The 22957-nt window shown below is 57.7% G+C and carries 19 protein-coding genes; 9 read left to right on the top strand and 10 right to left on the bottom strand.

Translation table 11 applies throughout. From position 1 onward, the window contains the following. Positions 1-96 precede the first annotated feature (96 nt). On the top strand, positions 97-1554 hold the full coding sequence (locus ABTV87_RS14830; protein ID WP_221533246.1) for an NAD-dependent succinate-semialdehyde dehydrogenase: 1458 nt from the start codon (positions 97-99) through the stop codon (positions 1552-1554). Between the two features lie 27 nt (positions 1555-1581). Beyond that, entirely contained in the window at positions 1582-2661 is a 1080-nt protein-coding gene (locus tag ABTV87_RS14825) for a tartrate dehydrogenase (RefSeq protein ID WP_074690552.1), read from the top strand. Positions 2662-2715: 54 nt separating this feature from the next. On the opposite strand, the gene ABTV87_RS14820 is transcribed toward ABTV87_RS14825, so the two are convergent. Further along, a complete protein-coding gene (locus ABTV87_RS14820; RefSeq protein WP_221533247.1) occupies positions 2716-3642 on the bottom strand; it encodes a 2-hydroxyacid dehydrogenase in 927 nt (308 codons plus the stop codon). 286 nt (positions 3643-3928) lie between these two features. Here ABTV87_RS14820 and gabT point away from each other — a divergent pair, with 286 nt between their 5' ends. The 3 genes from gabT (at position 3929) to ABTV87_RS14805 (ending at position 6508) form a co-directional block, all read left to right on the top strand. Then, positions 3929-5221 (top strand): 4-aminobutyrate--2-oxoglutarate transaminase, encoded by a 1293-nt coding sequence (gene gabT, locus ABTV87_RS14815; protein ID WP_085603622.1) that lies wholly within the window; start codon positions 3929-3931, stop codon positions 5219-5221. A gap of 96 nt (positions 5222-5317) precedes the next feature. Beyond that, entirely contained in the window at positions 5318-5974 is a 657-nt protein-coding gene (locus ABTV87_RS14810) for a 2-haloalkanoic acid dehalogenase (RefSeq protein ID WP_433897806.1), read from the top strand. 45 nt (positions 5975-6019) lie between these two features. Continuing rightward, a complete protein-coding gene (locus ABTV87_RS14805) occupies positions 6020-6508 on the top strand; it encodes an Lrp/AsnC family transcriptional regulator (protein ID WP_027616181.1) in 489 nt (162 codons plus the stop codon). A 59-nt stretch (positions 6509-6567) separates the two neighbouring features. On the opposite strand, the gene ABTV87_RS14800 is transcribed toward ABTV87_RS14805, so the two are convergent. Continuing rightward, a complete protein-coding gene (locus ABTV87_RS14800; RefSeq protein WP_433897805.1) occupies positions 6568-8031 on the bottom strand; it encodes an aldehyde dehydrogenase family protein in 1464 nt (487 codons plus the stop codon). Between the two features lie 227 nt (positions 8032-8258). Between ABTV87_RS14800 and ABTV87_RS14795 the strand changes: the two genes are divergently transcribed. Then, complete coding sequence (locus ABTV87_RS14795; RefSeq protein ID WP_221533249.1) at positions 8259-9374, top strand: aromatic ring-hydroxylating oxygenase subunit alpha; 1116 nt, start codon at positions 8259-8261, stop codon at positions 9372-9374. A 108-nt stretch (positions 9375-9482) separates the two neighbouring features. Here the strand turns inward: ABTV87_RS14795 and ABTV87_RS14790 are convergent, their stop codons facing one another. The 3 genes from ABTV87_RS14790 to ABTV87_RS14780 form a co-directional block, all read right to left on the bottom strand. Then, positions 9483-11873 carry a TonB-dependent siderophore receptor gene (locus tag ABTV87_RS14790; RefSeq protein ID WP_433897804.1) on the bottom strand — a complete coding sequence of 797 codons (2391 nt, stop codon included), beginning with the start codon at positions 11871-11873 and terminating at the stop codon, positions 9483-9485. A gap of 118 nt (positions 11874-11991) precedes the next feature. Further along, positions 11992-12972, bottom strand: a complete 981-nt coding sequence (locus ABTV87_RS14785) for a FecR domain-containing protein (protein WP_127798186.1) — start codon at positions 12970-12972, stop codon at positions 11992-11994. Then, positions 12959-13474, bottom strand: a complete 516-nt coding sequence (locus ABTV87_RS14780; RefSeq protein ID WP_085603639.1) for a sigma-70 family RNA polymerase sigma factor — start codon at positions 13472-13474, stop codon at positions 12959-12961. The genes ABTV87_RS14785 and ABTV87_RS14780 overlap by 14 nt, the downstream gene beginning before the upstream one ends. A gap of 666 nt (positions 13475-14140) precedes the next feature. Here ABTV87_RS14780 and ABTV87_RS14775 point away from each other — a divergent pair. Beyond that, a complete protein-coding gene (locus ABTV87_RS14775; RefSeq protein WP_085603642.1) occupies positions 14141-14878 on the top strand; it encodes an SDR family oxidoreductase in 738 nt (245 codons plus the stop codon). Between the two features lie 100 nt (positions 14879-14978). Here ABTV87_RS14775 and ABTV87_RS14770 read toward each other — a convergent pair whose 3' ends face one another. Beyond that, positions 14979-16214 carry a Bcr/CflA family multidrug efflux MFS transporter gene (locus ABTV87_RS14770; RefSeq protein ID WP_085603645.1) on the bottom strand — a complete coding sequence of 412 codons (1236 nt, stop codon included), beginning with the start codon at positions 16212-16214 and terminating at the stop codon, positions 14979-14981. A gap of 266 nt (positions 16215-16480) precedes the next feature. Here ABTV87_RS14770 and ABTV87_RS14765 point away from each other — a divergent pair, with 266 nt between their 5' ends. Further along, entirely contained in the window at positions 16481-16972 is a 492-nt protein-coding gene (locus ABTV87_RS14765; RefSeq protein ID WP_085603648.1) for a (R)-mandelonitrile lyase, read from the top strand. Next, a complete protein-coding gene (locus ABTV87_RS14760; protein WP_139834460.1) occupies positions 16969-17757 on the top strand; it encodes a carboxymuconolactone decarboxylase family protein in 789 nt (262 codons plus the stop codon). Before ABTV87_RS14765 ends, ABTV87_RS14760 begins: the two co-directional genes overlap by 4 nt. Positions 17758-17762: 5 nt before the next feature. On the opposite strand, the gene ABTV87_RS14755 is transcribed toward ABTV87_RS14760, so the two are convergent. Genes ABTV87_RS14755 through paoA form a run of 4 tightly spaced genes read right to left on the bottom strand, consistent with a single transcriptional unit; the run spans position 17763 to position 22585 of the window. After that, positions 17763-18677, bottom strand: coding sequence for a LysR family transcriptional regulator (locus tag ABTV87_RS14755; protein ID WP_085603653.1), 915 nt, complete (start codon positions 18675-18677; stop codon positions 17763-17765). A 29-nt stretch (positions 18678-18706) separates the two neighbouring features. Further along, on the bottom strand, positions 18707-20917 hold the full coding sequence (gene paoC / locus ABTV87_RS14750) for an aldehyde oxidoreductase molybdenum-binding subunit PaoC (protein ID WP_085603656.1): 2211 nt from the start codon (positions 20915-20917) through the stop codon (positions 18707-18709). Between the two features lie 52 nt (positions 20918-20969). Further along, on the bottom strand, positions 20970-21920 hold the full coding sequence (locus ABTV87_RS14745; RefSeq protein WP_433897803.1) for an FAD binding domain-containing protein: 951 nt from the start codon (positions 21918-21920) through the stop codon (positions 20970-20972). After that, entirely contained in the window at positions 21917-22585 is a 669-nt protein-coding gene (gene paoA / locus ABTV87_RS14740; RefSeq protein ID WP_139834461.1) for an aldehyde dehydrogenase iron-sulfur subunit PaoA, read from the bottom strand. The genes ABTV87_RS14745 and paoA overlap by 4 nt, the downstream gene beginning before the upstream one ends. Positions 22586-22957 lie beyond the last annotated feature (372 nt).

Raw genomic sequence — 22957 nt, 5'->3', positions numbered from 1 at the left:
CAATTTCAGCAGCCGACACTGTCCGCTACGCGCTTTCAGCATCCTCATCCGTCGAGTCTCCCTAGACTGGAATCTGTCTCGGATCAGGACTCGACCATGCTCAAGAATCGTTTGAAAGACCCCGGTCTTCTCGCAGAACTCGCTTATGTGAACGGCCAGTGGATCGGCGCAGATGACCGCGCGACCCTGGATGTCGTCGACCCGGCCAGCGGCGAATTGATCGGCCGCGTGCCCGCCATGCAAGGCGTGGAAACCCGACGCGCCATCGATGCCGCCGAACGGGCCTGGCCCGCCTGGCGAGCACGACCGGCCGCCGAACGTGCGGCGCTGCTGGAGCGTTGGTATCAGGCGATGATCGACAACCTCGACGATCTGGCGCTGATCATGACCTGCGAACAAGGCAAGCCGCTGAACGAAGCCAAAGGTGAAATCCGCTACGGCGCGGGTTTCGTCAAATGGTTTGCCGAAGAGGCGCGGCGGATTTACGGCGAAACCATGCCGGCGCCCAGCGGCGACCGCCGACTGTTGACCCTCAAGCAACCGGTGGGTGTCTGCGCGGCGATCACGCCTTGGAACTTCCCCAACGCAATGATTACCCGCAAGTGTGCACCGGCCCTGGCGGCGGGGTGCCCGATCATCGTCAAACCGTCGGATCTGACGCCGCTGTCAGCGCTCGCATTGGCGGTGTTGGCTGAGCGCGTCGGCATCCCGGCCGGGGTGTTCAATGTGCTGACCGGTATGCCCGCCGGGATTGGCGAAGAGCTGACCGGCAACCCGACGGTGCGCAAGATATCCTTCACCGGTTCCACGGCGGTGGGCCGTTTGCTGATGCGCCAGAGTGCCGAACACATCAAGCGGTTGAGCCTGGAACTCGGCGGCAACGCACCGTTCATTGTGTTTGACGACGCTGATCTTGAGCAGGCGATTACCGGGATCATGCTGAGCAAGTTTCGCAACGCCGGGCAGACCTGCGTCTGCGCCAATCGGATTCTGGTACAGAACGGCATTTACCCGCGTTTTGCCCAGCGTCTGGTCGAGGAAGTCGGCAAGCTCAAGGTCGGCAATGGCCTGCAGGACAACGTGACCATCGGCCCGCTGATCAACAAGGCGGCCGTGAGCAAGGTGGCCCGCCACATCGATGATGCCTTGAGCCAGGGTGCGCAGCTGCTTTGCGGCGGCGTTCCGCAGGGCGACAGTCAATTTGTGCAACCGACGGTGCTTGGCGATGCCCACGCCGGCATGCTCCTGGCCAACGAAGAAACCTTCGGACCGGTCGCGCCACTGATGCGGTTCACCGACGAAGCCGAAGCCTTGGCGCTGGCCAATGCCACACCGTTTGGCCTTGGCGCTTATTACTTCACTCAAGACTTGCGTCGCTCATGGCGTTTCGGCGAAGCGCTGGAATTCGGCATGGTCGGCCTCAACACCGGAATCATCTCCATGGAAGTCGCGCCGTTCGGCGGCATCAAGCAATCGGGGCTGGGCCGTGAAGGCAGCAAATACGGTCTTGACGAATACCTTGAAGTCAAAGCCTTCCACATCGGCGGCTTGTAACTTCACAACAACGGGGAGCCATAACTGATGAGCAAGGTCTTCAAGATCGCCGCGATTGCCGGCGACGGGATTGGCAAGGAAGTGCTGCCCGAGGGGCTGCGGGTTCTGGAGCAGGCCGCGAAAAAATGGCAGCTGGACTTGAGCATTGAAGTGCTCGACTGGGCGCATTGCGATTATTACCTGGAACACGGGCAGATGATGCCCGAGGACTGGTTCGAACAGCTCAAAGGCTTCGACGCGATTTACTTCGGCGCCGTGGGCTGGCCGGAGAAAGTGCCGGACCATATTTCCCTGTGGGGGTCGCTGCTGAAATTCCGTCGCGACTTCGACCAGTACGTGAATATCCGCCCGGTGCGCTTGTTCCCCGGAGTGCCATGCCCGTTGGCCGGGCGCGAACCGGGGGACATCGATTTCGTGGTGATTCGCGAGAACACCGAAGGCGAGTATTCATCGGTCGGCGGCAAGATGTTCGAAGGCACCGAGCATGAGTTCGTGCTGCAGGAATCGGTCTTCACCCGCCGGGGTGTCGACCGGATTCTCAAGTTTGCCTTCGACCTGGCCCAGACCCGGCCACGCAAGCGCTTGACCGCAGCGACCAAGTCCAACGGCATTTCGATCAGCATGCCGTACTGGGACGAGCGCACCGCGCTGATGGCTGCGCAGTACCCGGAAGTGACGTGGGACAAGCAGCACATCGATATCTTGTGCGCGCGCTTCGTTCTGCAACCGGATCGGTTCGATGTGGTGGTGGCGTCCAACCTGTTCGGCGACATCCTCTCCGACCTGGGGCCGGCGTGTGCAGGAACCATCGGCATTGCGCCGTCGGCCAATCTTGATCCGCAGCGACGCTTTCCCTCGCTGTTCGAGCCGGTGCATGGTTCGGCGCCGGACATCTATGGGCAGAACATCGCCAACCCGATTGCGATGATCTGGTCCGGGGCGCTGATGCTCGATTTCCTGGGCAACGGTGACGAGCGTTATCGCGCAGCACACGACGGGATCCTGCAGGCAATCGAGCGGGTGATCGCCGAGGGACCGATTACCCCGGACCTGGGCGGGAAGGGCTCGACCCAGGATGTCGGCAGGGCCATCGCCGAGTTCCTCTGAAGCGTCGTCATCCTCTGCATGAGTGAGCCTGCTCGCTCGTGCAGAGGGTCTGAATCAGTAACCTTTGTTGCGGTCGATCTGACCGCTCATGGACTCGCCGCGTTCGAAGCGGCGGATATTTTCCAGCAGGACAGCAAATGCACTATCCGGCTGGGTCATTGCCGCGATATGCGGCGTCAGCAGAATCTGCGGGTGGCCCCAGAAAGGATGATCCGCCGGCGCCGGTTCGTTCTGCACCACATCCAGCACCGCGCCGCTGAGTTGCCCGCTGTCCAGCGCTTCGAGCAAGTCTTCTTCCACCAGATGCCCACCGCGCCCCATGTTGATCAGTGCCGCGCCACGCGGTAATTGGCGAAAAAACTCACGATTGAGAATGCCACGGGTCTGCTCGGTCAGCGGCAATACGCACATCACAATGTCGCACTGGCTCAGAAACGCCGGCAGTTGCTCGCGACCGGCAAAGCACTCGACGCCGGCAATCCGATGCGCACTGCGCGCCCAGCCCTTGAGGGCAAAACCCAGGGGCTGCAAGGTGGCGAGAATCTGCTGCGCCTGAGTTCCGAGGCCCATCACCCCCACCCGACGCTGATGCGCCGGCTGCAACAGGTGCGCCTGCCAGCACCGCGCCATCTGCTGCTGGCGATAGCGCAACATATCCCGGTGCAAAGCGAGCACGGCAAAACTGGCGTACTCGCACATGCCTTGAGTGATCCCGGGATCGAGCAGGCGCACCACTGGAAGATTCGGCGGGATGCGGCTCAGATCCAGTTGATCGACGCCGGCCGACAATGCAAACAACACCTGCAGATTCGGCAGCACCGTCTGCAGATCTTCCGGCGCCTGCCACGCCGCCAGGTACTTGATGTCTGTGGGATCGCCGATGTCCGGCCAGGCGCGCCATTCGATGTCCGGGGCATGTTCGGCGAACAGTGCTTTCCACCGTTCGCCGCGCACGGGGTCAGCTTTGTAGAGCAGGGCCATGGTCAATTCCTGAGGAGGTTGAAGGTGCTCCCATGATCGCCCAACGCCAGAGCAGGATCTGTCGAAAGCAGCGCTGCGAACACTGCGCGTCACCTCATATACGCACGCGGCCGGCAGATTCGGCGGCCTGAAGGAATCTGCCGTTTGGCAGGGTGAAAACAGTCGATCCGGATTTCTCAGGGGGCAAGTTCGGCGTTGTTCGTTCCGCACAAGTCTTAATCTTAAGATCCTCTGTAACCACCTCCTGCATTCACTCCGGGCTGCCGGATTCACGAAGGGAAATGCCATGAACAGCCAAGTCGACCAAACGCCTCATTTACTCCGTCAGCGTGATCAGTTCGTGCCACGCGGACTGGTCACCGCTCATCCACTGGTGATTGATCGCGCCCAAGGGGCTGAATTGTGGGACGTGGACGGCCAGCGTTACCTGGATTTCGTCGGCGGCATCGGCGTGCTGAACATCGGCCATAACCATCCCAAAGTGGTTGCAGCGGTGCAGGCCCAATTGCAAAAAGTCTCGCACGCCTGCTTTCAGGTGGTGGCCTACAAGCCGTATCTGGATCTGGCCCAGCGTTTGTGCGAAATGATAGGTGGCGAGGAACATTACAAAGCAGCGTTCTTCACCTCCGGCGCCGAAGCCGTGGAGAACGCGGTGAAAATCGCCCGCGCTCACACCAACCGCTCTGCGGTGATCTCCTTCCGCGGCGGTTTCCATGGACGCACCTTGCTCGGCACCACGCTGACCGGCATGAGCCAGCCCTACAAACAGAACTTCGGGCCATTCGCGCCGGAGGTATTTCACACGCCATATCCAAATGCCTATCGCGGCGTTACCAGCGAAATGGCGCTCAAGGCGCTGGACGAGTTGCTCGCCACTCAGGTTGCGCCGGAGCGGGTTGCGGCGATCATCATTGAACCGGTGCAGGGCGACGGTGGCTTCCTTGCGGCGCCGGCACAGTTCCTTCAGGCATTGCGCGAGTTGACCCACAAGCACGGCATCGTGCTGATCCTCGATGAAATCCAGACCGGATTCGGCCGCACCGGCAAGTGGTTCGGTTTCCAGCACGCCGGCATCCAGCCTGACCTGGTCACCGTCGCCAAGAGTCTGGCCGGGGGGCTGCCGTTGTCGGGCGTGGTCGGCAGAGCTGAAATCATGGATTCGCCGTTGCCCGGAGGCCTCGGCGGCACCTACGGCGGCAATGCACTGTCCTGCGCCGCGGCCCTGGCGGTGATCGACGCTTACGAAGAAGAGAAACTGCTCGAACGTGGCGATGCATTGGGCAAGCGCCTGCGTGAAGGTCTGCTGCAGTTGCAGCGCCGTCACCCGCAGATCGGTGACGTACGCGGCACCGGTTTCATGCTGGCCATCGAGCTGGTCAAGAATGATGAAGCGCGCTCCCCGGATGCGGATCTGAACCAGCGTGTGATCGATGAAGCGCGCAAAGGTGGCTTGCTGGTGATCAAGTGCGGCGTCTATCGCAACGTCTTGCGCTTCCTCGCGCCACTGGTGACGACCGAAGCGCAGATCGACGAAGCGTTGCAGATTCTGCAGGCCGCATTGGCACGGGTATTGAACTGATGTCCGCCGGGTTCAGCCGCGCGGTCGCTGGCCAGCGTCGCTGAACCTTTTTGGCGCACGGATTGATGAAACGCATCATCGGAGGCTGTGTACACCATGGGGCTGACTGATTATCGAGCACTGCTCATCGATTGCGACGAAGTCCTGGTTGACCGCGATTCGGGTGTCTGGGCAGCGCTGCAGCCGTTGCTCGACAGCCGGGGCGGGCGCCCGGACAAGGAACAGGTGCTGGACGAGTTTCGCGAGGTGGTGCAGGGGCTTTATCCCCGCTTTGCCGAACTGGGCTTCAGTGGATTGCTGTGTTTTGCCCATCGCCAATTGGCCGAGCGCTGGAGCCTGAAAGCCAGTTGGGAGGAGGGCATGAGTTTCGCGCGCTCTGCTGCCAACTGGTCATTGTTCGAAGACGCACCGGGAGCGATGCTGTACTTGCGCAAGTTTTATCGCCTGTTGGTGGTGGGCGACCGGGATGCCGAGGATCGCGCCGTGTTGTGCGAGCATCTGGGGATTGTGGCCGATGACTTTATTTCGCTGGCCAGCGATCCGCTGCGGGACGAGGAATGGTTGAATGCCAACGAGCTGAAGCCGGTACACATACTGCGGGTAACCCGACCCGCCGCCCGCGGCCCGGCGCTGACCGATGTGTGTCTGATCGGTCGCGAACGGGGCAAACAACCGACCCCATGCGCTGCGGATTATTGCATCAACAGCATGGCTGACCTGGTCGCACAACATCAGCTGTCTTTACGGCGCTGATTTTGCTAGTAGATTGTCCTACAAATGGCAGTCAAGAGGTTCGCAATGGAAGGTTTAGTCAAACTGGACCGCATCGACATCAGTATCCTGGTTGAGTTGCAGAAGGACGGGCGCATGACCAATGTCAGCCTGGCCGACGCCGTGGGATTGTCGGCCAGCCCCTGTCTGCAACGGGTCAAGCGGCTGGAATCGGCCGGGTACATTTCCAGCTACAAGGCACACCTGAACCTGGCGAAGATCACCGAATCGGTAACGGTCTTCACCGAAATCACCCTGAGTGACCACAAGCGCGAAGACTTCGCCAAGTTCGAGTCGAACATTAGGTTGGTGGATGAGGTGCTCGAGTGCCATTTGATCAGTGGTGGCTACGATTATCTGGTGCGCTTCATGACGCGCAGTATTCAGCACTATCAGGAAGTGATTGAAAGCCTGCTGGATAAAAACATCGGCATTTCCAAGTACTTCAGCTACATCGTTATCAAGTCCCCAGTGCTCAAGGACGGTGTGCCGTTGCGCAAGTTGTTGCGGCACTGAAGCTCACTACATCCATCAGGCGCAAACAGGGGGGACAGCTGACTGTCCCCCATTGTGTGCTAGCCACCAAAGCCGACGATGGCTTTGGTTTCCAGATATTCCTCAAAGCCGTAGACACCAAATTCACGACCATTGCCCGATCGTTTGTAGCCACCGAACGGGGCCATGGGATTCCAGGCCGGGTGGTTGAGCAGCACTTGTCCTGCGCGGATGCGTGAGGCAACGGTACGTGCATGATCAAGGTCGCGGGATTGAACGTGGGCGCTCAGTCCATACACCGTGTCGTTGGCGATCGCGACAGCCTCATCGAGCGTTTCATAGGCAATGATGCACAGCACGGGCCCGAAGATTTCCTCCTGGGCAATGCGCATGTTCGAATCAACCTCGGAAAATACAGTCGGTCGGGCATAGAAGCCCGTTTCATGACCGGGCATCCGTCCTGGTCCGCCGCAGACGAGTTTGGCCCCTTCACTCAGGCCCGATTCGATCATGGCTTGCACACGCTTGAACTGAGCCTCATTGGCTATCGGACCGAGTACCGTCTCTTCCGATTGCGGATCCCCCACGATGATCGCGTTGGCGGTTGCGGCGGCCAGTGCCTCGACTTCCGCCAGCCGGTCCCTTGGTACGATCATTCTGGTCGGGGCGCTGCAGGATTGCCCGACATTGCGAAATGCCGTCATCACGCCCAGTGGCACGACGTTGGCGAAGTCGGCATCGGGCAGCAGCACGTTGGGGGACTTGCCGCCCAGTTCCTGAGTGACGCGTTTCACCGTAGGGGCGGCCGCCTGTGCGACCAGCGCGCCTGCACGGTTTGAACCGGTGATCGAAATCATATCGATATCCGGGTGCGCAGCCATGGCGCCGCCGACCTCGGAGCCCGTGCCATTCACCAGATTGAAGACACCCGGTGGCAGGCCGGCGTCATGTACCAGTTGGGCGAAAAGAAGGGCGCTCAGCGGTGACAGTTCGCTGGGTTTCAGCACCACTGTGCATCCGGCCGCAATTGCCGGAGCCACCTTGGCGGTGATTTGATAAAGCGGCCAGTTCCAGGGGGTGATGAGCCCGCAGACGCCGATGGGTTCGCGTTCAATCGCCGTGCCGCCTTCAACCGTCTGGAAGCGATAGGTGGACAGCAGATCACGGGCAATCCGAACGTGTTCGGCCGCCAAAGGCACTTGCATCGCTCGGGCGAAACCGATGGCAGCACCCATTTCCAGAGAGAGCGCCTGCGCAAGCGACTCTTTTCGTTCAAGGATCAGGTCGTAAATCTTCCCAAGAAAACCCGCGCGCGCTTCGGCGGAAGTCGCAGACCAGCGAGGAAACGCCGCACGCGCTGCAGCGACGGCCCGATTAACGTCTTCGGCCGATCCGCTGGCAACCTCTGCAACTACGCTTTCAGTCGCCGGATTGACCACGGGCAAACTGCCAGGCGTTGCCGGCGAACACCAGCCACCATTGATATAAAACTGTTGAAACGTATGCGAATCCACGGCGTAGGTATTCGAAGATTGTGTTGTCATCCAACTAGCTCCTTAAAGGACTGATGGGGGCTGCTAACAGCAGGAGGAGGGAGGGCAGAGCGGCGCCAGGGCACCGGTACATGCGGTGCCCTGTGGTTTGAATAAGCTAACAAAAGGGCTCAGTCGAAATATGCCGTTCTTGAAGTCGGCAAGGGATAATCTGCTGTATCTCAGGGGCTGACGTTGTCTCTGTTTTATCTTTCCAACCTGACAGGTCGCACGCACTCATGCTCACCAACCTCTGGTACGTCGTTCTTCCATCGTCGCAGCTGACTGACGGACTGATGCCGGTTCGTTTGCTCGGACAGCCTTTTGTTGCGTTCCGTGATGACGCTGGCGTCGCTCACGTGCTTTCGGATGTTTGCGTGCATCGCGGCGGATCGTTGTCGGGCGGCAGAAGGGTGGGCAACAGTGTGCAATGCCCCTATCACGGCTGGCGATTTGGGGCGGATGGGGTTTGCACGCATATACCTGCGCAGCCGGACCTGCGAATTCCGGCCAAGGCCCGCGTTGACGCTTATCCGACGCTGGAGCGTTACGGCTGGATCTGGGCATTTCTAGGAGACCTGCCTGAGCCTGAGCGTCCGCCGCTACCCGCACTTGACTGGATCGACGATCCTGCCGTGCAGGTGGTATCGGGCCATTTTGACTGGGAGGCCAGTTGGGACCGGATTATTGAAAACGGTCTTGATTTTGCGCATGCGCCGTTTGTTCATGGCTCAACCTTCGGCGATCCGGATCACCCCGAGATTGAATCGTTTGAAGTCGAAAGCGATATGTGGAGCGGCAGCGCACAAATGCTTATGCGCAGGCCTGCGCGCAAAGGGCTGTTGCGGCGCAAATCGTCCACCGAGTTTGTCAGTGTGGTCACTGTGCCGGGGTTTCATTGGTCTGGCCCGTGTACAACGCTGGAGCTTGAATTGCCGAATGGATGGAGGATCTACATCGTCTCGGCGCATGTTCCGATTGACGCCAATCGCACGCGAACCTGGTGGATGATGGGCAGAACATTCCTGCGCTCCCGACTGCTGGATCGCCGGTTCGTTGCCAGCAATATCCGAATCTTCGAACAAGATCACGCTGTGCTGAAAAACGTGCGGCCCGAGCGCGTGCCGGACTCGTTTCAGCAAGAGGTTTCATTGAAATCCGATGCACTGCAGATTGCCTTTCGCAGAGGCGTGCTGGCACTGGAGCAGCGCGGCTGGCGTATCGATGAAGAGCGTCTTGCGCGCACGTTTACGGGGCGTATGGCGTGCGCGGTTCCCGGCCCCGAACGTCGTCATGTTCGCGCTTGGGCGATTGAGCCCATTCCCTTGGTGGACGTTACCCACGAACGAGAATAGAGAAGATCGAACACCTTGATTTTTTCTTCGCCTACTGGTGGCCAAGTTGACGGTGCCCGCGGCAAAGCGGGTACCGCCTCCTATATGGGAAAAGGCTTACACACCGGCTTACCAGTTGTAACTCACTTTGGCGGTAATCTCGCGGCCCGGGTTATAGAAGTTCGCCGTGCCGGAGCCGACCACGTGTTGCTCATCCAGCAGGTTGCTGACGTTCACCGCAAGGTCGGTGCCCTTGGCGATCTTGTAGTTGAAGGCGGCGTCGAACAGCGTGGTGCCATCGCTCTTGCCGGTGTTGGCTGCATCGAAGTAATACGCGCCGACGTAGCGCGCACCCAAACCCAGGCTTACGTCAGTGCCGGGCACGTCGTAGTAGCTCCAAAGCGAAGCGGAATGCTTGGGTGCCGTGGTGAACTCATTACCCTTGAGGGAGCTGCCGTCGTACAACGAACCGCGCAGGACCTCGGACTCCATGTAGGAATAGCCGCCGATCAGGCTGAGGTTCTGTGTCACCTGCGCTTTGGCCTCAAGGTCGAGGCCACGCGCCCGCGATTCGCCCACTGTCTGCTGCTCAATGATGCCGCTCGGGAGCACCACGGCGATGGTGACGTTTTCCTGGGTCAGGTCATAAACGGCTGCGGAGAACAGGGCGTCCATCCCCATCGGCGCATACTTCACGCCCACTTCGTACTGTCGGCCCGTCTGCGGGGTTACGCCTACCTGCGGTGGCGAGACGGACTCCACCATGCTCACGTAGGTGGACACTTCATCGTTGACGATGTAAGTCAGCGCACCGCGATAGGAGGTTTCGGAGAAGTTGTCTTTCTCACTGGACTGTAAGCCTTTGCTGGTCAGATCCATGGAGTCGTTGCGCACACCACCGGTGACGATGAAACGCTCGTAGAACGACAGGTTCTGCTGAAGAAATACGGCCTTGGTGGTCGCGTCCCGTTTGTTGACGGCATACGGCGCAATCGAGCGGGAAACGCCGGTAAATACGGGGTTTGCAATGTCAATTGAGGTGGTCGGGGCGTAGACCGAGCTTTCCTTGGTGGTCGAATCGAGGTACTCCACGCCCACCAGGCTGCTGCTGTCGATGTTCTCGAAGCGGGCATCGTATTGCAGCATCAGATTGCCGTTGAACTGGTCGGCTTCGGTGTCAGTTCCAAAGAGAAAGCGGTCAACCGTAGTCCCAACACGTGCGGCACTGTCGCTGAGGTACACGTAGCCAAAATCATCGGTCAACTTGCTGTAACGCAGGTTGCTGCGCAGTACAAAGCCGTTGTCGAAGTCATGGGTGATGTTGCCGCTGAGGCTGGTGCGCTCGACATTGTGAAAGTTGTAGCTGGGCTCACCATAAAACTTGCTGCGGTCGTATTCCTTGTCCAGCGGATATCCGCCACTGTTGGGCGAACTGTCGGTTTTCAGATAGTCCAGAATCATGGTGGCCGACGTGTAATCTGTCGGTGCCCAGGTGAGGCCACCCATCACCAAGCGGTTGTCGTCCTGCGAGTGGTCGTACTCGCGGTCGCTGTTTTGGCCTTTGGCAGTGAAGCGGCCAGCCAGGGTTTTTTCGTCGTTCAGAGCATCGCCCACATCGATACCAGTCTCGACATGGTCAAAGGAGCCGTAGGTCACATAGCCCTGGCCGAACTGCTCGAAGCGCGGCTGTTTGGTCACGAAGTTCACCGAGCCACCCGGGTCGGCCGGGCCAAACAGTGTGGAGTTGGCGCCACGCAGAATCTCGATACGTTCATAGGCGAATGGATCTTCGCGTACACCGCGCATCGAACTCAGGGTCAAGCCATCACGGTAGGTGGTGGCCTGGAAGCCGCGGATCTGGAAATAGTCGTTGCGGTCATCCGTACCATAGAAATCACTGACCACGCCCGGTGTGTATTGCAGTGCCTCTTCCGTGGTACTGACGCTGCGTTGCTGCATTTCCTTGTTGGTAACAACCGACACCGATGCCGGTGTGTTGAGAATACTGGTTGCCACCTTGCCGCCAACCCAGAGTTCCTTGGCGACCACCGAGTTGGCGTCGTCGTCGGCACTGACCCTGACCTTGGCATTGATGATGAGGGGTGCAAGGCGGTAGTCCTCGACGGCCGTTGCGTCGAGTTCCAGCGGGCCGGCGGGCTTTGCCTGAGGAACCAGCAGGTAGGCATTCGGGCCTTGCTGTTCGATCTGCAATTCGCTTCCTTGCAACAACGATGACAGGGCTGCCGATGTTTCGAGCGTGCCATTTACGCCAGCCGTGGTGCGGTTCGCTACGCTTGACGCGTCGAAGGAAAGACTGATGCCAGCCTCTCGCGCAAATTGGTCAAGCGCCGGCGCCAGTGGGCCGCCAGCGATGTTCCACTGTTTGACTGGGTTGCTGTGGTCAACACTCGACGTTTGCGCCAGCGACGGCAATGCGTAGCTGCTCACGATCAAACTCAACATCGCACCCTGTAAGGCACGATTGAGTGGATGGCGCTGTGAAACCGGGGACGAACTCATTTTCTCGCTCCAAGAAGGGACATCGACAGACTGGCCTGTATTCCGGCCTTCCTAAGAGGTCGAACGAGAATGAGAAACCACCTCATTGTTTTTCAGGTGACGCAAGGCTCTGATGGACTCAGGTGGCTGCGGTAACGGTCACCCAATAACGGGTTCGATAATCAACGTGCAATCGCAGTGACTGCGCGATCAATGCCAGGACTTGATCGTTGTCGGCGAGCTGGAATGTGCCCGAAACGCGACGATCAGCGACCTCTTCGGCGCAGCGCAGTACCCCTGGGCGATAACGCGACAACTCCACGATGAAATCACTGAGGCGCATATTGCGCGCACTGATCACCCCGTCACCCCAGCTCCATAGATCAAGGCCGTTGTCCGTGAACGCCCGGGCGCCGCTTGATGTGAACAGCAATTGATTGCCTGCCTGGACATTGCGGCTACCAGGCATTTGACTGGAGCCGGGGAACACCGTGACAGATCCTTCCTGCGCCGCGACCAGCGTGCCATCGTCACGTTCGCGTGCCAGAAAGCGACGACTCTGGGCGCGCATGACCCCGTCGCGTGTCTGCACCCAGAACGGTCGTGCCTGAGGCGAATGTTGATCCGCGCCGACATTCACGATGATTTCCCCCCGGCGCAAGATGAGCAGGCGCCGCTGCTCGTCAAAATCGCTGTCGACGGCGCTATCGCTATTGAGCTGGACAAGGCTGCCGTCATCGAGCTGGAAGCGTCGTTGCTCGCCGGTGCTACTGCGCTGCTGCGCAAGCATGGCCGGCACGGGCGTGTAGTCGCGGCCGAGCCAGGCTGCAGTGCCAACGGTAGCCAATATGCCCAGTAGCTTCAGGCTTTCCCGCCGTCGCATTCCATGTTGGGTGCCATTCAGGGTTTGTCGGGCTAATTGAGCTGGCACACCTGCGAATTCGTCCCCCAACGTTTCCACGCGCTGCCATGCCAACGCATGCTCTGGACGCTGCGCCAGCCAGTGCTCAAAAGTGTGCTGTGTTTGTTCATCGGCTTGATCGAAACGAAGGCGTACCAGCCATTGGATCGCCTGCTCGACAATGGCCGGATCCAGCGCCTGGGACTCACGCCTCGACATAACGCAAGCGATAGCAGTGTTGCAGGGCCGTGGCCAGGTCGCGCTCCACCGTCGCGCGGGAGACATCCAGCTTTTCGGCTATTTGCGCGCAGGTCAGACCGTCGAGCCGTGCCAATAAAAACGCCTGGCGAACTCTCGGTTTAAGCTTTTCGAGCATGCGGTCTATGCGCTCGAGCGCATCAAGAATCATCAGCCGGCTTTCTTCCGAGGGAACCTCGTGTTGAGGCAGCAACGCGACGCTTTCCAGATAGGCACGCTCAAGTTCGCGACGACGATACTGATCAATCATCAGTCCGCGGGCGATGCTGCTCAGATAGGCACGGGGTTCGCGCAAGGGGCTGGATTGACGGGATTTGAGCAGACGCACGAAAGTGTCTTGCGCCAGATCTGCTGCGTTATCGCGACATCCAATGCGTCGGATCAGCCAGCCTTGTAACCACGAATGATGGGTGCGATAGAGCAGCCCTAGATCTGCAGTACCTAGTGTTTCGTCGCTGCGCATCGGCATCCCGCAAAATACATAATTGATAATGAATCGCATTCTGCCTGCGTGGCAGGTCTCAGTCAATTACGTGGCGCTCAGCGTCCAATTTTGGGCGAACGCTACAATTTCTGTAGAGGGGCGAGTGAAGAGTGCATTTAGCGAATTTAAGCTTTCAATGTTGGATTTTTACGTTTGTGAGCAATAGTTAGAACGATTCAACGGAGACGTGCATGGACAGCGCAGAAAGTTCGCTTTGTATCCAGAAAGAAAGCCACCTGCCCAACAACAGGTGGCTTCTATGGATTTCTCTGAATCCGATTGAATTAGTTGACCAGATTCATCGCTCCGACGATTGCAATGGCTGTAATGACCAGCATTGCAGCGATCCGAACGGTTAGCATCTCAGCCAGATGAGCAACCTCCAGCCGAGTTCGATCGTTATTTCGCAATGATATTTATTAGTAGTATCTAGCGACACGGGTTGTGATCCGCACAAAAGCTTGGTAAAAATTGTGGGTCGAAAGAGTGCAGGCCGGATGGTAGCCCGGTCATCGTTCCCCGGAACGCCAACTCCTCCCGAAAGGGTATCCGCGACACCTTGCCCGGCATGCCGGTTGCGAAGGTGTGCCTGCGGATTCTCTTCTATTGCAGCGCACCTTCTTATTAAAAGTAGGACAAGCGCTCATGAAACTTGATGGCAATACAATCCTGATCACTGGCGGTGCCACCGGCATCGGCTTCTCCCTCGCCAAACGCTTCGCCGGAAACAATACGGTGATCATTTGCGGCCGTAATGAGGCCATGTTGCAGCGGGCTAAAGATGATGTTTCAACGTTAAGCACCTATGCATGCGATGTGGCCGACGTTGACAGTCGCCGTGCGATGGTTAAATGGCTTAAAGCCAACCATCCATACCTCAACGTTGTTATCAACAATGCAGGTGTTCAGAGCCAACGTGACTTTAACAGCGACCCGCATATGGATTCGCTTGACGCAGAAGTCGCCGTTAACTTCACGGCGCCTATCCATCTGATTGCAGAGCTGCTGCCAGGTCTCAAACAGCAACACAAGGCTTACATTCTCAACATCAGCTCGGGTCTGGCGTACTCGCCTATGGCTGACGTACCGGTGTACTGCGCAACCAAGGCGGCTATTCACTCTTTTACGCTAAGCCTGAGGCACCAACTGAAGTCTTCTAACATCCGCGTCATTGAAATTGCTCCGCCATTGGTCGATACCGGGCTCGGTGGCGGTACTCGCAGTGCCGGCGCAGCCAGCCATATGATGATGTCAGCCGATGATTTCGTCAGTGAAACCTTTGCCCAGCTCACAGCAGGTAAAGATGAGGTTCTAGTGGGTGTTTCGGTAAAAACGCGTCAAATGGGAGACGCTATGTTCGAGCTTATGAATACGCGTGATTGAACCCAGCCTATGAACTGCCCTCCGGGGCAGTTCTTCTTCAATGCGGAGTTACTATCCAGTCAGGGAGGGTTTGATAATCAGCTTAGTCAAAGCGCCAAGTTCAGGTTCTTGAAACCCAGAATGCGCAAAGTAAACAACCTGCACCGCAGACTGCCAGTACAGTGCCCAGCGGTAGAGGCGTGCCATTGGCAAAAAACGCCACTGCTGCTGATCCGAGCATGGCACAGCCGTATTGCAATGCACCAATCAATGCAGATGCGGAACCACTGGCGTCTGGAAAGCAATTCAGGGCACCCGCTACCGAGTTGGCCAACACCATCCCTGTCGCTGCAACGAAGAGCAGGCAAGCGAAGATCATCAACGGCAGCCCACCCCAATTTGCCCAGGTATTAACCACCAGTATCAAGCCGGCGCAGGCTGACAATGATGCCCCTACCAGCATCATCGTTTCTGTGTCGTAGCGCTTCAGGAGCCTCGCGTTTATTTGGGCGGTGACCATCATGCCGATAATCCCTGCTGCAAATAGCAGGCCGTAAAATTGCGGTGAAACGTGGTAATACGTGATGTACGCAAAGGGTGAGGCGGCGATGTAAGCGAATGTTCCCGCGTAAAAAAATGCGCCGGCTGCTGTGTAGCCCAAGAAGCGACTGTCACGAAAGAAACTGCCATACCGTTTGACAATTTGCTTGAGCGAGGCAGGGCTGCGTTGCTTATGTGGCAGGGTTTCCGGCAGCTTGTAGAGGCTGATCAACGTCACCACGGCGATGAACACCAGGCTCCAGAAAATGGCTTGCCATGAGCCGAACCGTAAAATTTGCCCACCCACTGTCGGCCCCGCGAGCGGGGCTATGGCCATGATGGTCATGAGCGTGGACATCTTTTGGGCCGCTTTACGGCCTTTATAAAGGTCTCGCACCATCGCACGCGCCAGCACGACATTCGCGCACGCCCCCAGCGCTTGCACGACGCGCCAGAAAATAATATGGCTGCCATCCGTGGCCAGTGCGCAACCTGCCGAGCCAATGATGAAAAGTATCAGCCCGATAGCAACGGGTAGTTTTCGGCCGAAGCGATCACTGATTGGCCCCCAGAATAGCTGTCCCGTGCTGAACCCGATGAGGTAGCCCGTGACGGTAAACTGCAGAGTACCGCCACTTACGTTTAGTGCCTTTGCCATTTCCGGCATGGCTGGGAGGTATAAGTCGGTGGAGATAGAGGCGAACGCCATCAACAGGCTCAGAATCAGCAAGATACTCAGACCGTGATCCTGGTGTGTATCCGACTTTTTTGATTCCAGTTGCTCGGGCTTTTGGGAAGTTAAGTCCAGTTGATTCATGGAGAAAAATTGGAGCTCTCACTCAGGTGCTTTAGTTGGACGTTCAGCCTAATGCAATGGCTGCCGGAGAAAAATATGGCCGATCAGGACGTACCACTGAGCTGTGCTCATGAATCGGCAACATGCTAACGGAGCAGAATTGTTGAGGTGGCACTGGGGTATTGCTGAGCTTTGCTCATCGGTTCATAAACCCAACAGCCGGTAGTTGCACGTAGAGACATCCATTAAGTTGGTCGCAACTCTACTCATTCAGCAAGGAGCTACCGATGCGCCTGAGAGCAGCCATGCCAACAGTCGCCCTATTGGCCACCATCGCATTTAATGCCTGTGCTGCTGAGGCCCTATCTGCACAATCCATGACTATCGTGAGAAATGGAGAGCGGGCATCAGTAATCGGAGCCCCCAAAAATTTCGTCGGTCATGCACGCATTGACCCTCTCTTCACCGTACCAGCGCCGTCGAATGTCTCGGCAGGGTATGTGACCTTTGAACCAGGGGCACGATCGATGTGGCACACCCACCCGTTGGGACAAATGCTGGTAGTCACGACGGGTACCGGATGGGTTCAACAAGAGGGCGTTGATAAACAGGTTATCAGGCCTGGAGACGTAATTTGGACTCCTCCAGGCGTCAAACATTGGCACGGTGCGACGAGCACGACCGGCGTAACTCACATGGCCATTCAAGAGGCGCTTGACGGCAAAAATGTTGAGTGGCTTGAGCCTGTCACCGAAGCCCAGTACGGCGCTTCATTATGATTATTCGCACATTTGCAGCAGCAACATTAGCGATGTGTTTGTCTGCATGCGCCACCCCTCAGGGGGTGCCGATCAAGGAAACTTCTAACATGCCTGCTTCAGCCGATATACGCGCCACATCTCCGATAATGGCTCACAACGCGGACAACCTTCTTCTTGGTGAGGTTTGGAAGCGCTCGGAGTTGTCTGCCCGCGACCGCAGCCTGGCGACGGTAGCCGTCCTGATTGCAAGAGGTCAGACAGCCGAGTTGGCCGCTCACTTGGATCTTGCATTGAAGAATGGAGTGACGCCTTTGGAGCTATCCGAAGCGATCAACCATCTCGCGTTTTATTCAGGTTGGGGTAACGCCGCTGGAGCAGCGCCGATCGCAAAAGAGGTGTTTAGCAAGCACGGCATAGCCTCCGACCAACTGGCGCCGGTGTCGCCCGTACTGCTGCCTATCGATCAGGCTGCCGAAGACGCACGCGTCGCGGCTGTCGACAAATCTGTTGGGCCAGTTTCGCCTGGGTTAGTGAAGTTCACCACCAGTGCGTTATTCAATGACCTGTGGCTGCGGCCGGGCCTTGCGCCCAGAGACCGTAGTTTGATTACTGTTACGACGTTAGTGGCAAACGGTCAAGTTGCGCAGATCAGTTACCACCTCAATCGTGCGATGGACAATGGCCTGACGCAGACCGAGGCTTCCGAGTTGCTTTCACATCTGGCGTTCTATGCTGGCTGGCCTAACGCCTTCTCAGCCGTGCCGGTATTTAGCGATGTCTTCACGAAGCGGCAGGCGAGCTGAAATCGCTAGGGGAGTGGCCCCATGGGTTCCAGCTCGCGGATAAGGTCAATCAGCAGGCGAATGCCTACGGGAACCTGTCTGAAGCTTGAGTAATAGATGTGAAAACCGGGGTCATGGTGAGTCCAGTCCTCAAGGACTCGCCGCAGGGAGCCTTCCGCGATCTGTCGTTCGACGACCTTCGCAGGCACATACATCAAGCCGGCGCCGCGCATTGCCATCGCTACACCGACCCGGGTCTCATCGATAGTAATGGCGCCCGGCGCGTCTATCTCCATCTGTTGATCCCCCTTCGAGAATTGCCAGTGGTAGATGCGTGCATTCCCCAGACGCACGCGTAAACACCGATGTTGGTACAGCTCTTCCGGATGTAGCGGGGTACCGAATCGCTCAAGGTAAGCAGGCGCTCCAACGACGGCCCATGCCACATCGGGAGAGAGTCTTTGAGCGATCATGTCTTCGGGTACCGTGCCACCGAAACGAATCCCTGCATCATGGCCATCGCCGATGACATCGACCATTCGGTTGGTCACGGTGAGGTCAACCTCGATGTCCGGATAGCGGTCTATGAAAACCGGGAGAACGGGGCCGAGCAGCAGTTTTGCCCCGTCGCTCAGGACGTTCAGGCGGATACGCCCGGCTGGTTCATCGCGTAGCCGGTTCAGTGTCTCCAGCGCCTGCCCGATATCATTTACGGGAGTGCTGATGAGGCTTTGCAGCTCCTCGCCGGCCGCCGTGAGTGTCACGCTTCGGGTGGTGCGATTGAGCAGTCGAACGCCAAGCCGTGTCTCCAGACCTTTAATGGCATGGCTCAGCGCAGACGCGCTAATGCCCACGTCCAGCCCCGCCTTTCTGAAGCTTTGATGCCGAGCGATGGCAAGAAAATAAACGATATCTGCCAGGTTCGTGCGGCTCAGTTGCATTGATGACTCCGAAGCAAAAAGCGGTAAGGTCAGCCCACAGCGGGCAAATGGTCAATCAACTTGTCGAGTGTAATGGGGTAATCACGAACCCTTATGCCGGTCGCGTTATAAACAGCGTTGGCAATCGCCGCTGCCGCTCCTGAAATACCGAGTTCGCCTACGCCTTTAGCCTTCAGCGGAGTCGCATAGGCGTCAACTTCATCCAGGAAAATTACCTCCTGGTGGGGGATGTCGGCATGCACCGGCACTTCGTAGCCAGCCAGATCGTGATTAACAAAATAGCCCAAGCGGTGATCCACAATCATTTCCTCCATAAGCGCTGCACCTGCGCCCATGGTCATCCCCCCGATGATCTGACTGCGTGCTGTTTTGGGATTAAGTATTCTGCCTGCAGCGCACACTGCCAACTGGCGACGGATGCGAATTTCGCCGGTGGCCGCGTTTACACCAACCTCCACGAAGTGAGCGCCAAAGGTTTGTTGGGCATACTGCTTAGCCAAGTCGCCAAACTCCATGACGTCTTCGGCCTGCAAGTCGCCGTCTTTTGTCGCTTGTGCCAATGGTAGGTTTTTCGATCCTTCACGGACGTGACCATCGATAAATTCGGTTTTTTTCGGATCGAGGCCCAACTTGGTTGCGACGGCTTCTCTAAGTTGCATACAAGCAGCATAGACGCCCGCCGTGGATGAGGCTGCGCCCCATTGGCCGCCTGAACCCGATGATTCCGGGAACCGTGAGTCGCCCAGATAGACGTTCACTTTCTCCATGTCCACGCCCATCATTTCTGCCGCCGTTTGAGCAATGATTGTGTAAGTGCCGGTGCCAATATCGGTCATGTCGGTTTCGACGGTGACCAAGCCTTTGCGATCAAGCCGCACGCGAGCAGCTGACTTCGTCGTGGGTGCGCCCCGAATCGCGGACGCCATCCCCAATCCTGTCCACCAACCGTCATGCAGTTCTTTAGCTGGAAGGGGATTACGTCGAGCCCAGCCGAAATGATCGGCTCCCGTATTCAGGCATTCGACTAACTGGCGCTGAGAGAACCGGCGATCCGGCTGCTCCGGGTCTACCTGGGTATCGTTTATGACGCGAAACTTCAGCGGATCCATTCCTAGCTTCTCAGCCAGCTCATCCATGGCAATTTCCAGTGCCATCATGCCTGGTGCTTCACCAGGCGCGCGCATAGCGCTACCTTCGGCAAGGTCAAGTTCGGCAAGATACAAACGGGTCATACGGTTCGCGCCCGCATACAAGGTTCGGGTCGATGCAGTGGCGGCTTCAGTGCGACCACCGCGCAGATTGCCCGACCAGCTCTCGTGACCGATGGCAGTGAGTCTGCCGTCCGGGTTTGCACCGAGCCGGATTCTTTGAATCGTCGCGGGTCTATGGGTCAGGTTGTTGAACATGAGCGGGCGGGGGAGTGCGACTTTCACTGGCCGGCCGGCCGCCCTCGCGGCAAGAGACGCCAATACGGCGTCGCAGAGAATCGTGCCTTTACCCCCAAAACCACCGCCGATGTAGGGCGAGATCAGGTGAATGTTGTCTTTGGATATACCCAAGGTTTTTGCCAGGTCTCTGACTCCCCAGTTCATCTGCTGAATGGATGTCCATAGCGTCAGTTTGTCACCCTGCCACTGAGCGATGGTGGCGTGAGGCTCCATCATCGCGTGGGCGTGATCCGGGGTGGTGTAATGACCATCGAGTGTGACCGCTGCCTGCTTGAACGCGCCTTCGAAATCCCCGATTACCGTGTGCGGAGGAGGGCCGAACGCACCCGGCGCGGGTGTCTTGGCTGAAGCTTTCTGTGCGGCGAGGTCGTAGGTGCCAGGCTCTCTTACGTAGTAGACCCGAAGCAGAGTCGAAGCGGCTCTTGCTTGTTCAAACGTCTGTGCGACGACAATTGCTACGGCCTGGTGATAGTGGTCGATCTTTGGGCCGGCAAGTGCGCGATCAACGTAAAACTCACCCCTGTCCAGTTGGCCCGCATTCTCATGGGTGACGATTGCGATAACGCCGCTGGCTTGGCGTGCTTCGCTCGAATCAATAGAGGAGATCCGGCCCTTGGCGATTGCTGAACCTACGACATAGCCGTAAGCCGGGGGGCTGACAGCGGCTTGTTGTTCGTAGGCATAGGTCGCCGTGCCTGTTGTTTTCAATTTGCCTTCAAGGCGATCCTTGGGTTGACCAATCACCTTCATTTGATCAATAGGGTTGGTGCTCGCAGGCGTATCAAACTTCATGAGGCTTACTCCTGGTCAATCGACAGCAGCCGTGCAATACCGGTGATGTTGCTTAGGAAGATGCAGTGGAGAGAGCAAGGCCAATCGTCCGCTCCGCAAGTTTGATCTTGAAGGCGTTTTGCGCGGTAGGATTAGCGCCAGCCAGCAAATGAGTGGCAACGGCGTTCGCGCCGTCAGGCAGATAAGCTTCGGCCTCTTCACTTCGCCAAGGCTTGTACGCCACGCCTCCCAGAGCGAGTTGCCCGGTGCGGTCTGGCAGCACGATCGCCGCGACAGAAACCAGTGCAAACGCGTAAGAGGTGCGGTCACGAACCTTGTAATAGATATGCTCGCCCCCTAAAGGCTTAGGCAGCGTTACGGCAGTGATCAGTTCGCCGGCGTTCAGGATGTTCTCGATATGTGGGGTGGCACCCGGTGCGCTGTAAAGGTCGGCGAGATCAATCGTTCTGACCTGGCCACCCGAGTTAAGTGTTTCTACCCTTGCGCCCAATGCTCGCATCGCCACAGCCATATCACTGGGGTGGCTGGCAATGCAGGCATCGCTGACCCCGATGATTGCTTGTTGCCGACTGGCTCCACCTAATGCAGGGCAACCGGCACCCGGACGCCGCTTGTTGCAAGGTTGATTGGTATCGTAAAAGTAGGCGCACCGGGTGCGTTGCAACAGATTGCCTGCCGTTGTGGCTTTGTTACGCAATTGCCCTGACGCTCCCGCGAGCAGTGCCTTGGATAGTACGGCGTAGTCTCGACGCACCTGAGGCGCAGCAGCCAAGTCAGTGTTACGCACCATGGCGCCGATCCTTAGCCCGCCGTCCTCGGTCGGGGTGATTTTATCGAGCGACAGCCCGTTTACATCTATCAGGTGCTGGGGAGTTTCTATCTCCAGTTTCATCAAATCGAGCAAATTAGTGCCGCCAGCGATGAACCGCGCACCTGGATTTTGGGCAGCGGCGTTCATCGCTTGCTGTAAAGAGGTGACACGCTCGTACGTAAAGGATTTCACGCCTCACCCCCGGCTATCTCTTGAATGGCATCGACGATGTTGGAGTACGCACCGCAACGGCAGATATTTCCACTCATGCGTTCGCGGATTTCAGCGGCTGTGACGGTGCTGCTGGCGATCAAGTCGCTACTGACATGGCTGGGTATGCCGGCCTTTATCTCGTCTAGCATCGCGACGGCCGAGCAAATTTGCCCGGGCGTGCAGTAACCGCATTGATAGCCGTCGTGCTTGATGAAAGCCGATTGAAGAGGGTGCAGGTTGTTCGGGGTACCTAGCCCTTCAATGGTGGTGATGCTTTCACCCTCGTGCATCACTGCAAGCGTGAGGCATGAGTTTATTCGTCGGCCTTCGACGATCACCGTACATGCGCCGCACTGGCCATGGTCACAGCCTTTTTTGCTGCCGGTTAAATGCAGCCTTTCTCGAAGTGCGTCCAGGAGTGTGGTGCGGTTGTCGACCTCTAGTGCAACTCGCCGCCCATTGAGGGTGAACGTCACATGATTTCCTGGCGGGCTCTGCGCTGCTGTTTTGGTGTTGGATGTCGCTCGGGCATCATCGACTTTCGCTAAAACGGCTGTGACTGCAGTACCTGCGGTACCAATCAGCATTTCTCGACGGGATAGTTCTATTCCAGCTCCGGGGGCGGTGGGATTTCTAGAATTCATCAACGTCTCCATTTGCGCGGCTTGAAGAAGCAATTTTGCCGGACTGTGCATCATGGAAGCCTATGACACTGTGTTGCTGCTGATAACTGGCGTTTTGAGAATGAATCCATGAGCATTGCTCAGCAATCCATGGCAACACCCAGGTTGCGTGACGAAAGATATTGGAGGAGGGCTGGGAAGAAATACTCCAGGCAGCTGCGGAGAGATTTCGTCATCAGAGCAAGAGCGACTCTGACATTGGAGCTTTTTGGCCCAATGCACGGCACAGTTCTACTGGACTGGGCACTTCAGACCTACTTGCGAGCCAGCATTATATTATAACTAAACTAAATGACCGTTTAGTCGAGTTATTACAGAACGTATTGAAAACGA

Origin of the sequence: Pseudomonas sp. PSE1(2024), from assembly GCF_050990555.1 — a bacterium.
GTDB lineage: Bacteria > Pseudomonadota > Gammaproteobacteria > Pseudomonadales > Pseudomonadaceae > Aquipseudomonas > Aquipseudomonas aphyarum.
The sequence above is the reverse complement of the archived record's forward strand: the minus strand, read 5'-3'. Positions and strand labels throughout refer to the sequence as shown.